Annotated in this window: 18 protein-coding genes; 3 read left to right on the top strand and 15 right to left on the bottom strand. The window is 66.2% G+C overall.

What is annotated here, in order from left to right; genetic code table 11:
- Positions 1-15: 15 nt before the first annotated feature.
- The 11 genes from ACUN0C_RS14475 to ACUN0C_RS14425 are packed head-to-tail and all read right to left on the bottom strand — an operon-like array spanning position 16 to position 10,518.
- Entirely contained in the window at positions 16-1,413 is a 1,398-nt protein-coding gene (locus tag ACUN0C_RS14475; protein ID WP_445467098.1) for an MmgE/PrpD family protein, read from the bottom strand.
- 55 nt (positions 1,414-1,468) lie between these two features.
- Positions 1,469-2,470, bottom strand: coding sequence for an NAD(P)-dependent oxidoreductase (locus ACUN0C_RS14470; RefSeq protein ID WP_445467097.1), 1,002 nt, complete (start codon positions 2,468-2,470; stop codon positions 1,469-1,471).
- On the bottom strand, positions 2,433-3,305 hold the full coding sequence (locus ACUN0C_RS14465) for an SMP-30/gluconolactonase/LRE family protein (RefSeq protein WP_445467096.1): 873 nt from the start codon (positions 3,303-3,305) through the stop codon (positions 2,433-2,435). Before ACUN0C_RS14465 ends, ACUN0C_RS14470 begins: the two co-directional genes overlap by 38 nt.
- A 25-nt stretch (positions 3,306-3,330) precedes the next feature.
- Positions 3,331-3,735 carry a Zn-ribbon domain-containing OB-fold protein gene (locus tag ACUN0C_RS14460; RefSeq protein ID WP_445467095.1) on the bottom strand — a complete coding sequence of 135 codons (405 nt, stop codon included), beginning with the start codon at positions 3,733-3,735 and terminating at the stop codon, positions 3,331-3,333.
- Positions 3,735-4,931, bottom strand: a complete 1,197-nt coding sequence (locus ACUN0C_RS14455; RefSeq protein WP_445467094.1) for a thiolase family protein — start codon at positions 4,929-4,931, stop codon at positions 3,735-3,737. The genes ACUN0C_RS14460 and ACUN0C_RS14455 overlap by 1 nt, the downstream gene beginning before the upstream one ends.
- A gap of 34 nt (positions 4,932-4,965) precedes the next feature.
- Positions 4,966-6,219, bottom strand: coding sequence for a CaiB/BaiF CoA transferase family protein (locus tag ACUN0C_RS14450; RefSeq protein ID WP_445467093.1), 1,254 nt, complete (start codon positions 6,217-6,219; stop codon positions 4,966-4,968).
- A gap of 11 nt (positions 6,220-6,230) precedes the next feature.
- Complete coding sequence (locus ACUN0C_RS14445; RefSeq protein ID WP_445467092.1) at positions 6,231-7,445, bottom strand: CaiB/BaiF CoA transferase family protein; 1,215 nt, start codon at positions 7,443-7,445, stop codon at positions 6,231-6,233.
- Positions 7,446-7,452: 7 nt separating this feature from the next.
- On the bottom strand, positions 7,453-7,962 hold the full coding sequence (locus ACUN0C_RS14440; RefSeq protein WP_445467091.1) for a Zn-ribbon domain-containing OB-fold protein: 510 nt from the start codon (positions 7,960-7,962) through the stop codon (positions 7,453-7,455).
- Positions 7,959-9,137 carry a thiolase family protein gene (locus ACUN0C_RS14435; RefSeq protein ID WP_445467090.1) on the bottom strand — a complete coding sequence of 393 codons (1,179 nt, stop codon included), beginning with the start codon at positions 9,135-9,137 and terminating at the stop codon, positions 7,959-7,961. Before ACUN0C_RS14435 ends, ACUN0C_RS14440 begins: the two co-directional genes overlap by 4 nt.
- Positions 9,134-10,159, bottom strand: a complete 1,026-nt coding sequence (locus ACUN0C_RS14430; RefSeq protein WP_445467089.1) for a hypothetical protein — start codon at positions 10,157-10,159, stop codon at positions 9,134-9,136. Before ACUN0C_RS14430 ends, ACUN0C_RS14435 begins: the two co-directional genes overlap by 4 nt.
- Complete coding sequence (locus ACUN0C_RS14425) at positions 10,156-10,518, bottom strand: hypothetical protein (RefSeq protein WP_445467088.1); 363 nt, start codon at positions 10,516-10,518, stop codon at positions 10,156-10,158. The genes ACUN0C_RS14430 and ACUN0C_RS14425 overlap by 4 nt, the downstream gene beginning before the upstream one ends.
- A 480-nt stretch (positions 10,519-10,998) precedes the next feature.
- Here ACUN0C_RS14425 and ACUN0C_RS14420 point away from each other — a divergent pair, with 480 nt between their 5' ends.
- Together ACUN0C_RS14420 and ACUN0C_RS14415 are read left to right on the top strand one after the other, a co-directional pair.
- On the top strand, positions 10,999-11,742 hold the full coding sequence (locus ACUN0C_RS14420) for an MBL fold metallo-hydrolase (RefSeq protein ID WP_445467087.1): 744 nt from the start codon (positions 10,999-11,001) through the stop codon (positions 11,740-11,742).
- 78 nt (positions 11,743-11,820) lie between these two features.
- Positions 11,821-12,213: a carboxymuconolactone decarboxylase family protein gene (locus tag ACUN0C_RS14415; RefSeq protein WP_445467086.1), complete on the top strand. Its 393-nt coding sequence runs from the start codon at positions 11,821-11,823 to the stop codon at positions 12,211-12,213.
- Positions 12,214-12,339: 126 nt separating this feature from the next.
- On the opposite strand, the gene ACUN0C_RS14410 is transcribed toward ACUN0C_RS14415, so the two are convergent.
- The 4 genes from ACUN0C_RS14410 to ACUN0C_RS14395 form a co-directional block, all read right to left on the bottom strand.
- A complete protein-coding gene (locus ACUN0C_RS14410; protein ID WP_445467085.1) occupies positions 12,340-13,116 on the bottom strand; it encodes an enoyl-CoA hydratase/isomerase family protein in 777 nt (258 codons plus the stop codon).
- Positions 13,117-13,407: 291 nt separating this feature from the next.
- Positions 13,408-14,391 carry a Bug family tripartite tricarboxylate transporter substrate binding protein gene (locus ACUN0C_RS14405; protein ID WP_445467084.1) on the bottom strand — a complete coding sequence of 328 codons (984 nt, stop codon included), beginning with the start codon at positions 14,389-14,391 and terminating at the stop codon, positions 13,408-13,410.
- 348 nt (positions 14,392-14,739) lie between these two features.
- Positions 14,740-15,345: a glutathione S-transferase N-terminal domain-containing protein gene (locus ACUN0C_RS14400; RefSeq protein ID WP_445467083.1), complete on the bottom strand. Its 606-nt coding sequence runs from the start codon at positions 15,343-15,345 to the stop codon at positions 14,740-14,742.
- Between the two features lie 114 nt (positions 15,346-15,459).
- A complete protein-coding gene (locus ACUN0C_RS14395) occupies positions 15,460-16,431 on the bottom strand; it encodes a D-2-hydroxyacid dehydrogenase family protein (protein WP_445467082.1) in 972 nt (323 codons plus the stop codon).
- A gap of 528 nt (positions 16,432-16,959) precedes the next feature.
- Here ACUN0C_RS14395 and ACUN0C_RS14390 point away from each other — a divergent pair.
- Positions 16,960-17,751, top strand: coding sequence for an alpha/beta fold hydrolase (locus ACUN0C_RS14390; RefSeq protein ID WP_445467081.1), 792 nt, complete (start codon positions 16,960-16,962; stop codon positions 17,749-17,751).
- Positions 17,752-17,820 lie beyond the last annotated feature (69 nt).

Here is a 17,820-nt window from a genome sequence, read left to right as displayed (position 1 = left end):
CCGCGCGTCCCGGCCTCAGATCAAGAAGAGGGGCGGGATCTCACGTGCCGTGGCGATTTCCTCGATGCGCCACATGCGGTCGAGCGCATCCGCCGTGCGGCGCGGGCCGAGGTTGTCCTCGGAGAGCGCACGGAACTTCGCTTCGATCTCGAGCGGAGACTTGGGCTTGCCCATGTCCTCGCGGTCTGGGCCGCCGGCCCGGCCGATCACCGTTCCGCCGCCGCGCGTATGCACCACCACACGCGTATGGTGCTCGCGTGGATGGCGCGCATACGCTTCGGTGAACTCCGGTTCCGCGACGACTTCGACCTTGCGGATCAGAGCCCGAAGCTCCGGGTCCCAGAGCCGGTCATCCTTGAACTGGCGCGGGCCGACGGACCCGTCCAGAAGTGCGGCTGCAACGACGTACGGAATACTGTGGTCCGCAGTCTCGCGGCTGGTCGGGTTCCACCGCTGTTCGCCGGATCCGACCCCGTCCTTTGCATAGGCATAGGTCTCGACCACGACCCGCTCGACGTCGGAAGCGCCGACGGACTTCGCGGCATCCTCGGCGGCGAATATCGACGAGATCGTCACGGCGCATGATGCCCGCGGCTTGATGAGCGAGTCCCGGATGCGGTAGGGGCCTCGTTCGGGGTCCAGCCCACCGACCTCGTAGGCGTTGCGGGCAATGTGCTTGTTCCAGCCTGCGGTGCCCTCGAACGGAAGGTGCGGACCTTCGATCCCCGCCTTCGCCATGAGCGCGGCAGAGACGCCCGCTTTGCCGCCCTGCCCGGCTGCCGCGGCCTTCCACATCGACAATTGGTTGCGGCGCGTCTGATTGAGCGGATTGTTGGCGACGGCGCAGATCGCGACGGCGTGGCGGATCCGTCCGGCGTCGAGGCCGAGCACGCGGCCTGCAGCCGCGGCCACCGCGATGCCGGCGAGTCCCGACTGGTCGAAACCCGTGATCGTCGCCGCGTCGGCCAGCCCGATATAGATCTCGTAGGCGATCACCACGGCGGTCAGGAAAGTGCGCCCGTCGGCGCCGGCATATTCGGCTGCGGCCAGGATCGGAAGGATCACGTCGCTGGGATGCGCACCCCCGCCTGCACGCGACATGTGGACGTCGTTCCATTCCGCCTCGCGCGAGGTCGAGGCATTCACGAACGCGGCCGTCTCCGGGCTGGTGCGCGTGCCGGTGCCGATGATCGTGGCTCCGTCGGCGGCGGGAAGGCTGTCGGCGTATCTCCTTGCGGCCCGGGCGGTTTCGGAAAAGAAGCCGGCATAGGTCGCGGCGAAGGTGTCGATGATCCGGATCTTGGCGGCTTCCACCTCCGCCTCAGCCAGCACGCCGTAGCTCATTCCAGCCGCAAACGCCGCAACGCGATCCTGGAGGAGATCCGCCTGAGGCGATTCCGCCACGTCGTTCATGAGACCCTCTCCGTCTTCCGACCCGTTGGCCCGTTCATCGCTATGCTTCTCATCGCTATGCTTCGGCCTTCCCTTTCACGACGACGCCGCCGGCGCGCTCTTCCAGGAATTCGATGATGCGCATCGTCTCCTTGTCGTAGCCGCTGGCGATCGCCGCCTTGAAGACTTCCTGCACACGTGGCGCAATGAAGGGCTTTATCCCGTGCTTCTCCGCCTGCTCGACGAAGAGGCCGAGATCCTTCACGCCGATCTTCATGTTGCCGCCGAATGTCCGCGTCAGGATGTTTGCAGGGATCTTCTGCATGGTCGCGACGTTCCGGCCGGTGCTGACATTGATGAAGTCCAGCAGCGCTTCGACGTCGAGACCGGCCTTTGCGCCGAAGACCATGCCCTCGAAGGCGGCGACCGTGCCTGTCGTGGACAGCATGTTGTTGATGAGCTTGGCGATCTGAGCCGGCCCGGGCCTCTCCGACACATGGAATATGTTTGCCGCGTATGCCGACATTGCCGGCCGGACACGTTCGAGCATCGCCGGCGGGCCCGCGACCACGACCGAGAGCGTCCCCTGTTCCGCGCCCGGAACGCCGCCGCTGATCGGAGCGTCGAGGAATGCGATCCCGGTCGGCGCCAATCCTTCCGCAATCTCGGCAATGTGGTCCGGCCCGATCGTCGAACACTCGACGTAGACCCGCACGGCCTTGCCTTCTGCGATCCCGTCCTTGCCGAGAGCCACCGAGTGGCTCGCTTCCGGCGAGGGAATGCATGCAAAGACGATCTCCGAAGTGTCGGCGATCTCCCGCGGCGAAGGCGCGGTCGCGATGCCGCGTGCCCTGAACGGTTCGAGGGCGGCTTCGGCGACATCGTAGACCGTCAGCGGGAACCCCGCTTCGTGTATCCGCATCGCCATCGGCCGACCCATGCGACCCAGCCCGATGAACCCGATCCGCTCTGCTGTCATGGCCGTTCCCTCTCGCCGGTCCGATGGCTCGGCCGGGCTGCCCTCGATGGCGAAATCCGCGTCATCCCGCGAACCGCGGTTCCGGCAGCCCGGGGACATCGACCCGGGTGTAGAACAGGCATCCAGCGAGTGGCTGCGCCGCCTGCTCCTCGGCCGAAAGCCCCTCGCGCATCGTCGTGATGAAGAGGGTGGAGAGGTCTTCTCCGCCGAGCATGACACTCGAAGGCCGGGTTACCGGGAGTGCGATCTCGCCGATCTGGCGCCCGTGCGGATCGAACCGGACGACCCGGCCGGCGCCGATCTCGGCAACCCAGAGATTGCCCTCGGCGTCGGTCGTGCAGCCGTCGGGCCGGCCCGGACGGCCGTTGAAGTCCACGAACACCCGCCGTCTCGCAATCGTGCCACGGTCGCAATCGAAGTCGTACGCGAAGATCAGCCCTGCCCGCGAATCGTGATGATACATGACGGTGTCGTCGGGGCTGAACGAGATGCCGTTGGACACGATGAGGTCGCTGGCCATCTTGTGCGCGCTCAGGTCGGGATCGATGCGGAAGAGCGAGCCCGCTCGGTCGGTCCGCTTGCGGTGCATGGTCCCCGCCCAGAACCGGCCGGCGCGGTCGCAGCAGCCGTCGTTGAAGCGCTCGACCGAGAAATCTGCTCCCGTCTCGACCGGTTCGGTCTCGCCCGTCTCAAGGTCAAGGAGAGCGACCTGGTTGCGGTAGGCCATGATCATCCCGCCCCGCTCCCGGAAGGCGTAGCATCCGGGGTGGTGGGGCAGGCTGAAGGTGCGCGTTTCCGAATCCGGCGCGGAGCCCCGGCTGAAGAGCTTTTTCTGGTCGCAATCGACCCACCAGATCCGGCCTTCGCGCGAATCCCAGAGCGGCGCCTCCCCCAGGACGGCTGCCGGCTCCGGATAATGGTTCAGCTCGCTCAACCGGCGTCTCCTTGGAACTTCCGGGTCAGGAGGCCGGCTGCTCGTCGATGGTGAAGCGCGGAATGCGATATCCGTCGGGATGATCGCCGTAGATCAGCCGCACCGGCCGGTCGAGCGCAAGCTTCGGCGTCTCGGCGCGATCGATATTCGTGATCAGGATCTGGCCTTCGTCGAGCATTGCGGCCACGATCGTCGTTGGTGCCGGATAAGCGGGCAGGTACTGCTTGTGATAGGTGATCCAGGATAGGACCTTGCCTCTGCCGGAGACCTCTTCCCAGTCTGCCTCTGTCGACAGGCAGTTGGGGCAGCAGGCTCCCGGCGGATAGCGGAACGTGCCGCACTCGCCACAACGCTGCATCCGCATCCTGTCTTCGGCGATGCTCTCCCACATCGTCTGGTCATAGGGCGAGTAGAGGCGAGGACCGGCCATCATTCCACTCCGTAGATGATCGAGTAGACCCGGCCGACGACGTCCGAGATATACTGGACGTTGCGGCAGTTCGGCACGTTCAGACCGGCTTCCCCCCGCAACTGGCGAACCGCCTCGATCTGATGCGCCCAGCCCTGCATGTAGCTTTCGGACAGGTGCCCGCCATGGGTGTTGACGGGCAGTCTCCCGCCCGGCCCGATTCCGACCTCGCGAATGAACGGTCCGCTTTCGCCGATGCCGCAGAAGCCGAAGCCCTCCAGCGCGTAGAGGATATGGCAGCTGAAACTGTCGTAGACGAGGAGCGCGTCCACGTCCTTCGGCCCGAAGCTAACCGCGTCGTAGACTTTCTCCGAAACGACCTTATGCCCGGTGTGATAGAAATCGAGCAGGCGCGGCCTCAGCGTGGTTGAACCGTCGTGCAGATCGTATCGCGCGGCGGTCTTGATCGTCACCGGTTTGCGGCCCTGCCGCCTGGACCGCGACTTCTCCATGACGATCAGTGCGACACCGCCGTCGTTGATCAGGCAGTAGTCCGGCAGGTGAAGCGGCTCGGCGATGTAGGGCGAGGCGAGATAGTCCTCGATGCTGAGCGGCCGGCCCTGCATGATCGCAGCCGGATTGTGAGCGGCCCACGCGCGTTGGCCGACCGCAACCCCGCCGAGATCGGCCTCGGTCGCTCCGGTGAGCTCCATGTGGCGGCGCTGCATCAGAGCGTAGAGCGCACCTTGCGAGGTGAGTCCGAACGGGGCGTGATAGACGTAAGAGAGATTGGAGCCGCCTCCCATCGCCTGGGGGCCGCCGTACTGCACTTTTGCCGAGCGCTGATCGTTGCCGAAGACGAGCGCCACCACTTCGCAGAAACCCGACTTGATGGCCATCATCGCGGCGACGATGGCTTGGCTGGAATCCGCCTGGAGTCCCCAGCGTGCGGAGATCCCGTAGAGCTCGCTCGCACGCTCGTAGGACGTCGTGGCACCGACGATGAGCCCATCGACGTCGCCGCGGTCGAGTCCGGCGTCCTCGAGCGCGCGTTTCAGCGAAACCGCACCGTAGCCGTAGGAGTCGTGCGGCTTGCCGCCGTCCCGAACGCTCTTGTAGTCGGCGCGCCAGTCGCTGTGGCCGATCCCGACCACGGCCGCCACGTTGTCCACGGACAGATCGGGAGCGGCGGGCGCGATCGTTTGTGGTGCGTTCATTTGCTTCCCCCCGTCCGGGCCGATGCGCGCGCCGCTATTCGAGCGCGCCCTCTTCGCGGAGCCTCTTCACGTCGTCGTCGCTCATGCCGAGCATTTCCTTCAGGACGTACTCGGTGTGCTCGCCGAGAAGTGGCGCGCAGGCGATGCGGCCGGGCGTCCCGGAGAGCGTGCTCGGCGGGCCGTTGTAGACGACGGGGCCCATTACGGGATGCTCGACCGTCACGAGATTGCCGCGGGCGGCGAGCTGCTCGTCGCGCTCGACCAGGTCCTGCGCGTTCTGCACCACGCCGGCCGGCACCCCGTTCTGCTGAAGGGCCTTCATCAGGGTGTAGGCGTCCTGCCGGCCCGTCCAGGCGACGAGCATGCCCTTCAGGCGCTCCTTGTGGGCGAGCCTGCCCGCGTTCGTTGCGAAGGCGGCATCGCTGGCGAAGGATTCCGAGTGGGCCACGCCGCAAAGCCTCTGCCATTGCTCGTCCGACCGGACGGAGATCGCAAGCCATTCGCCCTGCGCGCAGCCGAACAGACCATACGGGAAGATGTCTGCGCTCTCGTTCCCCACCGGCTTGGGGTTCGTGCGGGTGAGGCTGTAGCCGACGATGCTCGGCCCCAGCAGGTTCATGGTCGATTCGAGCTGGGAGACTTCGATGTACTGCCCCTTGCCGGTCCGCTTGCGATGGATCAGTGCCCCCATCACGGCCACCAGTGCATGCCCGGGATTGACCGAATGATCGGGATAGTTCGTGCCCGGCCCGACCAGGGTCCCGTCCTCGTACCCCGTCACCCCGTAGATGCCGGAGAGCACGTTCAGCGTGTGCCCGACGCCGCTGTAGGTGGCCTGCGGCCCGCCCGACCCCTGCAAGGGCATCGCGACGAAGATGAGATCGGGCCGAAGCGCGCTGAGGTGGTCGTAGCCGAGCCCGAGCCGATCGAGCACGCCGGCGCGGAAATTGTTCATCACGACGTCGCAGCTCGGTACAAGACGCCGCAGCGCGTCGACCGCGCCCGGCTTCTTCAGATTGACGGTGAGACTGAGCTTGCTGGAATTGCGGTTCGTGAAATAGGCGCTGCGATCGGGATCCTTGATGCCGCCGGCATACGGACCCATCGTGCGCGGGAAATCCGGGTGCGTGCGCGTCTCGATCTTGATGACCTCGGCGCCGAAGTCTGCCATCGCCTTCGTCGCGAAGGGACCTGCGCCGCCGATCGTGAAATCGAGCACGCGGATGCCCTTGAGCGGCAGTCGGCTCTGGTCGCGCGCCATGCTGGCGGGAGTGAGCTGCACGTTCATGGCGTGTCCTCTCAACGAGATTGCTGGAGCTTTTCGCCGGCGACGCCGAGCGCGCCGAGCACCGCGTCGTTGTCCGCGCCCGGCGCACGGACCGGGCCCGGCTGCCTGCGCGGCGTCTCCGACATCCGGAAGGCGGGTCCCGGCCAGGTCGCCATCCGGTCCCCGATCGGCTGGTCGACGAACCAGTTGAGGAACTTGAGCTGCGGGTTGTTGAAGAGATCGCTGATTTCGCTCTTCGGCGCGGACAGCACGTTCCGCGCCTGCAGCTCGTTGTAGTTCTGGTACTTGCTCTTGTTCTTCGTCAACGCGGCGATCATCTCCGTCGCCGCTTCGCGCGCCTCCGGAGTCCGCCGGAAAGCCTGGTCCTGCCACTTCGGATCGGACAGATCTTCGGCGCCCGGAATACCCTCCTTCTGGAGCGTCTTGACGAGGTTGAACCAGCTCCGGGTGATCATGTTCATGTTCGCGTAGACGAAGATTTCGCCGTCGGTCGCCGGGAACATCCCGATCCCCGCTTCGTCACTCCGCGGCAGCCGGCCCCGGACGCGGCCTTCCGTAGTGTAGACCTGGATTGCGCTCTCGAGCGTGTGGACGATCGCCTCATGGATGGAGACGTCGACGTGCTGTCCTTCTCCGCTGAGCAGAGCGTGCCAGAGCGCGATGAGCGTGCCGGAGGTGGCGTGGAGGCCCGCGATGAAGCAGGATTGCTCGCCGAAGAGCTTGAGGGGCTCCCGTTCGGGCAGGCCGCTCAATGTCATGAAGCCGCCCATCGCCTGGCTGATCAGGTCGTCGGCCTGCCAATCCTTCCACGGTCCGCTCGACCCGAAGGGCGTGACGGTGGTCCAGACCAGGGCCGGCTGCTCCGCTTTGAACGATGCATAGTCGAGCCCGAGCGCGGACAGGCGGCCCGGGCGCTCGCTCTCGACGACGATGTCGGCCGTCGCGACCAGGCTGCGGAACAGATCGGCGCCGCCCGGACGCTCCAGATCGAGCGTCACCATGCGCTTGTTGGTGTTCATGTAGGCGTAGAAGGCGCTCGTGCCGGTGGCGTCGTCGACCGGTTGGACCGTTCGCATGGGGTCGCCGGCGGTCGGCTCGATCCGGATGACTTCGGCACCAAGGTCACACAGGATCTTCGTCGTGTAGACCGAATTCGTGTCGGCCATGTCGATGACACGGACGCCTTCGAGCGCTCTCGGCGTGAGCGGCGTTTCATCGAGGTGCATGGGTCCGTTATCCTTCCAGCTCGAACCAGAAGTCCGACCACTGTCCTTCCGGTTCATCCTTGAAGACAGCCTTCGCCCGCTTCCCGATGAGCGCGAGGCTGCCGGCGATCTCGACATCTGCGTTTCGCAGGTATCCGCCCGTCGCGGTGCTTGCGCCGTCGAGCTGGACGAAGACGATGACGTATGGCGGCGGGGGGCTCCGCGCGAACTTCGAATGGACGATCGTAAAGGTTCGGATCGTGCCGGCCGGGCCGACTTCGACGAGCTCTTCCGTGTCGCGGTAGCTCACCTCGCACACGCTCTGCGGCGGGAAGATCACCCGGTCGCCGCCTCGCACCCGAGCGCCCACGAGGCGCTTGTTCTTCAGCTCTTCGAACATGCGCACGATCAGCGGATCGGGCACATAGACCTGCGGGACGTCCCAGCTCGCGTCCACGAATACGATGCCTTCGGGATCCGGCCTCGGTTGGCGCTTGGCCGCTTCGGCCGGCCGCTCTGCGGATCGGATCTCGCTCATGCCTCGAGTATCCCTACTTCATGGATCTGGAAGGCAGCTCCGATCGCCGACACGACCGCCCGCGGCTGCTTGAAGGACACCTGCCGCTCGCCCGCTTCGCCTCGCAGCTGGCACGCCGCCTCGATCACCCGTATCAGCCCGGTCGAGCTGATCGGGCTGCCGCATGTCGCCCCTCCGGACGGATTGACCGGGAGGTCGGAATCGCGATGGAAATGGCCGTCACGGATAAGCGCGGCGGCATTGGAGCCCCTGTTCAGGCGAAGCGCCTCGATGCTCATGAGTTCGAGGATGCCGAACGACGCGTAGACTTCAGCCAGGCCCAGTTCCGTTGCCGGGTCCTCCAGGCCAGCGGCCTGGTAGGCGCGCCGTCCGGCCTCGGCGAGATCGGAGCCGTCGAGATAGCTGTTGTCGTTGGCCACCATGCGCGAACCAATGGTTCGTCCGCCGGCATAGGACCCGAAGCCGGTCGCATAGACGGCGGTGCGCGTCCGGTCGCCCGGTTCGCTCCCCACAAGCACGGCAGCGGCCCCACTCGAACGCGGAGAGCTGTCCATTCGCTTGATCGGCCAAGCGATGATGGGCGATGCGAGCACCTCCTCGACGGTGACGGCCTGCCGCAGCTGGGCGAACGCGTTGAGCACGCCGTTGGCCCGGTTCTTCACGACGACGCCGGCCATGGCGGCCTCGTCGAGCCCGTTCCTGGCCATGTAGGCGGACATCTGGACGGCAGCCGAGGTGATCGCGTTCCGGGTGACCTGCCGCTCGGTGAACGGGTCGTGGAGCTGACCGAGCGCGCCGGTCAGGCTCGGCGCCTCGTCCGCGAGGTCGGCGGCGACGACCAGGACGCGTTTCTTCCGTCCGGAAGCCACGTAAGAACAGGCCAGCCGGAAAGCCGCGAGGCTCGAAGCGGCCAGGACGTGGACGCGACCGAGAAAACGGTTCGAGCCGGGCAGCCCGGCTATGCCCCAGTATTGCGGCTCGTCGACGCCGAGTGTCGTGGTCGGCGACATGGCCAAGATGAGCCCGTCGACATCCTTCGCATCGACCTGCGCATCCTCGATCGCCTGATGGGCCACGCGGCCGAGCAGGTCGGCATAGGTGAGATCGGGCAAGCGGGTCCGCATTGGAACCTGAGCCGTCCCGAGGACATGGGCGAGCGGGCGGGCCTTGTTCATGCGGCGCCTCCCGCCCTCAGATATATGGCGGTTACGTGCTGTCCCAACGGGCCTGCGAGGTCGAGGACGAGGGCGCTCGAGGGTCGGCTCGTCCCCTTCGCAGCCAGTGCCCGGCTTGCCTCGGCAACTTGCCGGAGGCCGGTTGCCGCGCCGAAATAGGCGACCGCCCCTCCGCCGGACGCGTTGAACCCGGCGATGTCTTGCGCCGATCCGGTCGATAGCGCGCCGAGCGCACGCGCCTCGGCGGCGGGCGTCGGCGCGGCCGCCTCGACGATGCCGGCGCTCCCGCCGTCGACGTCGTCCGTATCCGGAAGGCAGCCCAGAGCTTCGGACACCCACTCGGCCGGATCCAGGCGCTCGTCCTCTGGAGAATAAGGGCGCGACACGCTCGCGATTCCGGTCACGCCGATGCCGGTCCGGGACCCGCTGCCGCGCTGCAAGACGATCGCGACTGCCCCGTCGCAGAACCCGGAGCGGGCCCAGACGGGCGTCGCGCCCGCCGGCGTCTCGGTCGCGTCAGCCCAGGCGCGCGAGCGCATCCGATCGGCATAGGCTTGCAGGCGGCGCGGATCCGAGCCCTCCAATCCGGACAGCTCGTTCGCCTGCAGCGCCGCGAGTGCACGCGGCGACGCGCCGATCGGCCGCGCATAGAACGGGTCCGCCTGGTTCCGGCGCGAATCCTCGCGGGCGAGCTTGGTCGCGGCGCCCCAACCGACCAGCAACAGGTTCTCCGCCGAGCCGGATTCGATCTGAACGACAGCTGCTCCGAGCCCGTGTCCAGCGCTCGACGGCAGGTTCAGGTACGAGCGACCGTAATTGCCGGCGATCTCGCCGCGTCCGGGAACCGAGAGGCCGTCCAAGGTATCGCTGGCTACGGTGACGACCGAATCGATTGCATCGATCGGCAGATTGCTCACCGAAAGCGCCGCGAGGACCGTCTCCCGGACGGCCATGTCGAGGCGGTCGCCGAAGGGCCGGCCCAGCCTGCACGCCCAGCCCGTGATCGTGGCGGGCGCGGTCACGGCGCGTCTCCCGCCGCCATCGAGGAGCCCGACACCGGCTCAAACCAGAAATCGGGCGCTCCATCGCCGGGTTGCGCCTCGCCGGCGAAGCGGGCGACGAGCCTCGCACCCCGCTTCGGCAAGTCATCTCCCTGGTCCAGCCGCAGAAGCGCGAAGACCGGCGCCGCCGCCCCATCGACGGCGACGCGGCCGAGAACGAACCTCGCCAGGATTGGCTCGCCGAAATCGGCTGCCCAGTCCGGCGGCGCGCAGGTCAGGAACACCGCGCCGGGGCCGATCTCCACCCATCGTCCATCCGATCCGCAGTCCTTCGGCGGCATCGCCGTCCTGGGCGGCTGCCCGGCGTGCCACCCCAGCAAGCGCCGCTCCGATCGGAGCGCCGTAAGGAAATGGCTTCCGAGCCGCCCGGCGGAATGCCGGAAAACCGGTTGCCACCGGTCCTCGAGCACGCTGCTCTTCCGCTCTGCCGCCATCAGACCTCCCACGGCAATCCGATCAACGACGGTTGCTCGATATAACATTATTCCATATGAACCACAGAACGATGTCAACCGTCATGACGGAACCGGCTTCGAGAGATCGCCCCAGCTGCTCTTGCGGCCGCTGTTGCGCGGACGATTTCGCGCTGGCCGGTCTCGGCTCGGCGCAGGATCTCCTCGTCGAGGAGCAGCCCTTGGCCACGGCTCGTGAACCGGGTGTCTCTCACCCGGAATTCGACCGAAGCGCCTTTGGATGCGTTGGCAGCGGGCAAACGATGGGAGCGGGCCTTGCCGTACCTTACTGAACCCTCACCGCGGCGCGGGACACGCACGGAAGTCCGGCCCGGAATCTTCCGCATCGTGGCTGAGAATCCGGGCGCGATGACCTATCATGGGACAAATACCTACATCGTCGAGGACCGGTTCGGGACAACCGTGATCGACCCGGGGCCGGGCGACGAGGGGCATCTCGACGCTGTCCTCGCTGCCGTCTCCGCCAAAGTCACGCGCATCCTGTTGACGCACGGGCATGCCGATCACGTCGGCAATGCCCCCGCGTTGCGGGCGGCAACCGGCGCGCCGATCTATTCGCACGCGACGGTCCTGGCGGCCGCCCCGGCGGATTTCACGCTTGCGGACGCGGACACCGTCGCCGGTTTTACTGCTGTGCATACGCCTGGCCATGCACCCGATCACGTATGCTATGCGCGCGAGGACGGCCTCCTCTTCAGCGGCGACCATGTGATGGCCTGGTGCAGCACGGTCGTCGGGCCTCCGCATGGCGACATGGCAGCATACCTCGACAGCCTGCGCCGTCTTCTCGCTCGGCCCGAGAACCTCTATCTCCCCGGGCACGGGCCTCAGCTTCCGGACCCGCGGCCATTCATCCAAGACCTCCTGAAGCATCGGCTCGATCGCGAGGCAGAGATCGAAGCGGCGTTGCGGCGCGGGCCGAGCACGCCGGCGGCGCTCGCCGAGTATCTGTACGCGAAGGCGAACCCTGTCCTTCGTCGGGCTGCGGAGCGGAACGTGAGATCTCACCTCACGAAGCTCGCAGCCGAGGGCCGGGTGGAGCAGGTCGGCGACTTCTGGCGAAGCGCCTGATCCAGGTGGCGCTCGGACGCGCACTGGACCCATTTAGAATGACATTATATCTTTGGCCAGCTTTGGGAGGTACGCGCGATGGACGAGCAGGAGCGCTTGGCGCTGGGCCGAGATATTCGGAGGGAAGTGCTCGGAACCTCGTATGTGGGGGATGCTGGTGCCCCGGAATCAAAGTTCAAGCAGGCTTTTCGGCAATTCACCGAAGAGCATTGCTGGGGCAACGTCTGGGTTCGTCCTGGCCTCGACCGAAAGACCCGAAGCACGCTCAACCTGGGAATGCTCGCCGTAATGGCGCGCTGGCACGAGTTCGAGGTCCATGTGCGCGGCGCCTTGAACAATGGCCTGACGGAGGACGAGATCATCGAGATCGTGCTTCAGGCTGGCGTCTATGCCGGCGTCCCGATTGCATCTGAGGCCATGCGCGTGGCGGAGCGCGCCGTCACCGCTTACCGGGTCGACCAATCCCGCTGACCAGCAGGAGCAGCGGGATCACGCGACGATTTTCCCGCTTCCTTCTTCGAGCCGGGTCGGGGAAACGGGGAGAGTGCTGGCCGTCGTGTGCGGTAAGCGCCGGCATACCGGGCCCGTGCCGGACGCCTACCGGACCGGCTGCACCGCGGCCAGTCCTTCCAGCGCCAGGCCGTATCCGAGCAGTTCGACCATCCGCTTCTTGAGATCCTGTGTGAGCATCACGCGCGTGTACCGCCTCAGCAGCGGCGGACGCTGCAGCATCTGTCGAGCCAGCACCCATGCGCGCGGAAGGAGGTCTTCGCGCGCGAGAACCTCGTTGACGAGCCCGAGATTCTTCGCTTCGCCGGAACTCAGCACCTGCCCGGTGAGGAGGAAGTACCTGCCGCGATTTGGGCCGAGAAGCAGCGGGAAGACGACGTGAACACCGTCACCCGGGACGAGCCCGCCATTGAAATGCGCCGAATCCTGAATGGTCACATCGTCGGACGCCAGCACGATGTCGCAGAGAAGCGGGATTTCCGCATGCCGGGTGGCAGGGCCGTTGATGGCGGCAATCATCGGAACCTCGATGTTCAGCAGGTTCATGAGGAGGTGCTTGCCTTCCCAGTACCAGAGCTTGTCCCACTCCTCGGCTGTCACCGGATTCCTCGGATCGTGATGGCCCCCTTGGCCGCTCGGCTGCACGGCCGGCCCGGCATATTCTCGTCCGGTTCCGGTAATGATGATGATCTCGTTGTCCCGGTCGCGCCCGACATCGAGGAAGGCGCGCTCGAGATCCTCATGCGCCCCCTTGCCCCAGCGCAGGGGACCGCCATCGGTGTGAAACGTCATCTCCAGGATACCGTCTTCGCGACGCATCCGGATCCGCTCGTAGCGGTTCGCGTAGGTGTCGAACGAGCTCATAGTGTTGCTCTCCAGGAGAAGGGTTCCCGACGGCGAGGCCCGCGCCGGGACGGATCAGCCACGGCAAGGCCTGCGCAGTTTCGCGGCGGTCGCGTTGCGCCACCTCGCGGACAGCGTGTCCAGGGTCGCCACGGCCGAACCCGGCCACCAATTGCAGGAAGCGCGCCGTTGATACCGCGCGCCACCGCATGAGACGGAGCCGTGCCACCTTGGCAGGAGCGCCAGCAGACCGGGGCCAGGGGGGCGAAGCAAAGGCGGACGCCGCTCCCGGCGGAGCGGCGTGCCGGCAACCTATTTGAGCTGGAAGACGCCAGCGTCGACCAGAACCTGCATCTCGGCGATATCGCTCCTGATCAGCTCTGCAGCATCCTCCGGGGTGCCGATCACCACCTCATAGCCGAGGTCGTTCACCCGCTTCTGGATGTCGGGATTGGCGAGCGTGGCCCGCAGTTCCGCATTCATCCTGTCAACGATCTCGCGCGGCGTGCCCTTCGGCACGAATGCCATGAACCAGTTGCCCTTATACACGCCCTTGTAGTCGCTCTCGTCCGTTGCAGGGACATCCGGCATCAGCGGATCGCGCTCTTCTGCCATCGCAGCGATGTACTTGAGCTTGCCGGCCTTGACCCCCGGCATGAAGCCTGCCGCGAACCCGAACCCGAGGTCGACGACGCCGCTCATAAGGTCGGCCTGCTGCGCACCGGCGCCCGTGTACGGCACGACGTTGAACTGCACGTCGGCCTTGTATTGCACCGTAGTCACGGCAAGATGGCTGTTGCCGCCAATGCCGGAAAATGCTGCATTCACCTTGCCCGGGTTCGCCTTTGCGTAGTCTATCAGCTCCTGAAACGTGTTGTACGGCGTTTTCGCATTGGCAGTGATGAAGGTCGGTGAATACGTCACCTGAGCGACAGGCAGGATATCTGTTTTCGGGTCGTACTCGACGTTCGGCATGAAGTTGGCATTCACCGCCGGCGCACCCGACGTGAACAGCATGGTGTAGCCGTCCGGGTCGGCTTTCGAGGCCGTATTCGCTCCGATGGTGCCGGCGGCGCCTGGCCGGAAGTCAAGGACGAAGGCCTGCCCGAGCCGCTGGCTCAGGTCGTCGAAGATGATGCGGGCAAGAGGGTCGGTCCCGCCGCCGGCTGCCCACGGGATGATCACGTTGACCTCCCGGGTCGGCCAGTCCGAGGACGCGAGAGCGGGGCCGACAGCGGCCGACGAGACGATCCCGGCGACGGCGAATGCCGCGGCCCACACCTGCGATACCGTCATCTGAGCTTCCTCCCTGTTGTGTTTATAATGTTATATCAGCAGAGTGTGGTTTCGCCGTCAATGTTGCAGCCCGACGGCGCCGGGCGGCCGGCCCTGCACGGCTCTGCACCGGTTCGCTCGTTTCAATGACGTGGCGATCCGGCCGGTCTGCCGGCCCCATCGCCTGTTCAACGGCGTCCGTCACGCGGCCTGTTGCCGAAGCCCGCGTCGGTTCGGGAAATGCGGTCAGGTGCCGCTGCAATGCCGCGACCCCGTACCGTTTCTCCGCCTGGCCTCGAACCCGGATCCGCCCTGCTGCGGTACCCCAAACGAGCTCGGGATGGGGTCCACCGGCGAGGGCTGATCCCTTCAGGCCGAATGTGCCGATTCGCGGAAGCTGGGCACGGCCGCCTCGAACGCCTCCAGCCAATCCTCGAGCGCCGGATGCCCGGGGCGCCAGAAGCCGTCGAAGCGGAAATCCAGGTATCCCAAAGCGCAAGCGGCTGCGATGTGCCCGACATGCGGTTCGCCCGACAGCGCCTGGAGGTTCCGCTCCAGGAAAACGACCCCGCGGATCACCTTCTCCCGCTGATGATCGGCCCAGGCGACGCTGTACGCCTCACCTTCATGATATCGCCTTTCCGACATCTGCAGAATGCTTGCATCCATGATGCCGTCGCCGACGGCCTGCAGACGGAGAGCCGGGAAGCGGCGATTCCCGTTCGGCACGATCCTTCCCCCGCCAGCCTGCGCATCAAGCCATTCGAGGATCACCGGCGAATCGAACAAGGCCTCGCCGTCGTCCATGACGAGGGTCGGCAGTTTCCCGAGCGGATTGATGCTCCGGATGGGATCGTCGGGGTCCCGCGGAATGCTCACGATCGTGCGGATCCGGTCGGATACGCCGCAGAGACCGGCCCCCACCGCAATCTTTCGGCCGAACGGGGAGGTCTTCGAAGAGTAGAGTGTCCACATGTTCACCGTGCCGGCTGGGGTAATCGGGTCGGAGCAACGGCCGAAGGTCCGGCCGGCCTTCTGGCGGCCTTCGGTTGCTGCGAAGACGGCCGCCGCGCTCGCGAAGGATGCGACCTACGATGCCTGAGCGCATGGCGGCGGGTTGAGGACGCGAACAGGCGTGCCGCGGAGGAACGCGGCAATGTCCTCGACCGCGTCGCGGTAGAAGAGGCGGTACCCTTCCTCCGTCACATAGCCGAGATGGGGGGTAAGGACCGTATTGGGCGCATGACAGAGCGGATGGTCGGGCGAGAGCGGCTCGTCGTCAAAGACGTCGAGGGCCGCGCCGCCGATTTGTCCTGCTTCCAATGCCCGAACGAGCGCTTCCTCGCTGATGATCGGTCCGCGCGACGTGTTCACGATGAGGGCGCCTGGTTTCATCGTTGCGAGCTCTTCGCTGCCGATCAGGCCAATGGTCGTGGGGCCGAGCACGAGGTGGATGGTCACGATGTCGGAGTCGCGCAGGAGATCGTGCAGCGGCACCCGCATGGCGCCCGCCGCAGCAGCCCTTTCGTCGGTGAGGTTCGGACTCCAGGCCAGCCGCTCCATCCCGAAGGCGCGGGCATATCCGGCCACTTCGGTTCCCTTCCGGCCGAGGCCGATTATGCCGATCGTCTTTCCCTTCAGGCCGAGACCTAGCGTTGTCTGCCAGCGCCCGCAGCGGATCGCCCGGTCTTCGGCCGGAATGCGCCGCATGTGGGCCATGATCAGCGCCCAGGTCAGCTCCGCGGTCGGGTATCCGAGACCGCCTGTGCCGCAGACGAGCACGCCCCGTAAGCTGGCTGCAGCAAGGTCGATGGCGCTGTTTCTCGACCCGGTCGTGACGAGCAGACGGAGCTTGGGCAGTCGCTCGATCAATGCGGCGGTAAAGGGGGTTCGCTCCCGCATGGCCACGACGACGTCGAAGTCGGACAGGCGCGCCTCGAGGTCGGCGAGATCCGTCAGGTGATCGGCAAAGGCCTGCACGGTGCACCCGGCCAGCAGGTCCCAGTTCGCAAGCGAGAGCGAGACGTTCTGGTAGTCGTCCAATATGGCGATCCGTGCCACCGACCCACCCTTATGATCTCCGGCTGGTGCCCCGGATTATCCCCGGGGACCGGCCACCAGGCAGCCGTCGCGGCGGAGGAGATCACGGAAATCATCTGAATACAATCCTATCTAGCAAGATTATTCGCCAGCCGCTTGCGCCGGAATCGTCTTTGTGGCTCAAATGGAGAAATGGCGGCCGATATAGAATATGTGCGAGGCGAGCATGTGGTGCCTCCTCCCAGGGCGCTTTTCTCATGAATACGGATAAGATATAATGAATGTTACTGGGCATAGCACTAAGGAATTCTTGTTTTTCTTCTTTGCTACATCTGCCTTGGCGCCCTCGCCCTTGGCGTGGGGGCACGTTCGGGCGGTAGGTCAGCGGATGAGGTTGGCCCGGCAGAGCAGAAATGGTCCTGCGCAAGGCAGCAGCGCGCGTGCGTGCTACGCGTTCTCCGAGCGAGCCGCGGGACAGCAATCTTCCATCACGCCGACCGATCGCATATAGGCCGCGCGCGATCGCGTGCTTCCCGGAGGCTACCCCGCATGCCCTGGACAGAGGCGAATGGTACCGTGTTGCGCTACGAGCGCCTCGGCAAGGGCCCTCGCACGATCCTGCTTCTGCATGAGATGGGAGGCACCCTGGAGAGCTGGGACTATGTGGTCGACCTGCTCGCGGAAAGCTACGGCGTGGTGCGCTTCGACATGCGCTGCACGGGGTTGTCCGAGTGGAAACCTGGTCCCGTGACCATCGAGGACCTGAGCGGAGACGCCCTCGCGCTGCTGGACGCGCTCGGCGGAACCGGGCCGGTCGCAATCGCGGGCTGCGCGGTCGGGGCCGCCGTCGCCATCCATTTCGCCGCTGCCTTCCCCGCACGCACGGCGGCACTCGTGGCAATGTCGCCGGCCATCGGTCTGCCCGAAGAGGCGAAAGCGGCTGCCCTCACGAGGGCGGCGCGGCTGGAGGCGGGAGGCGTCCGCCCGACGGTCGACGAGCAGCTCGATCGCTCATATCCGCCGGCGCTCAGGCAGGATCGATCGCGCTTCGCGGAGGTAAGGTCACGCCGACTCGCGGCGAACCCGTTCGGCGCAGCAGCGTTTGGGCGAATGCTGGCCGGTCTCGACCTCTCCGCAGCCCTCAGCCGCGTCAAATGCCCGACTTTGGTGCTCGCGGGGCGGCACGATCATGTCCGGCCCATCGCAGGGGTCGCGGAGACGGCACGCCGAATTGCCGGTGCGCAGATGGAGGTGCTGGAAACGGGGCACTTCATGCCTCTTCAGACGCCTGAGCCGGTTGCGGCCGCCTTGCTCCGCTTTCTCGACGCCCGCTGGCCGTGAGCGGCACGTGACGCGCCGGGCAGGCAAAGGTGAACAGGAGCCGCAATGTGGTGCGTCCGCCCCGCAGAT

Source organism: Faunimonas sp. B44, assembly GCF_052655945.1.
Note: the sequence above shows the minus strand (reverse complement) of the source record. Positions and strands in the feature narration are given on the sequence as shown.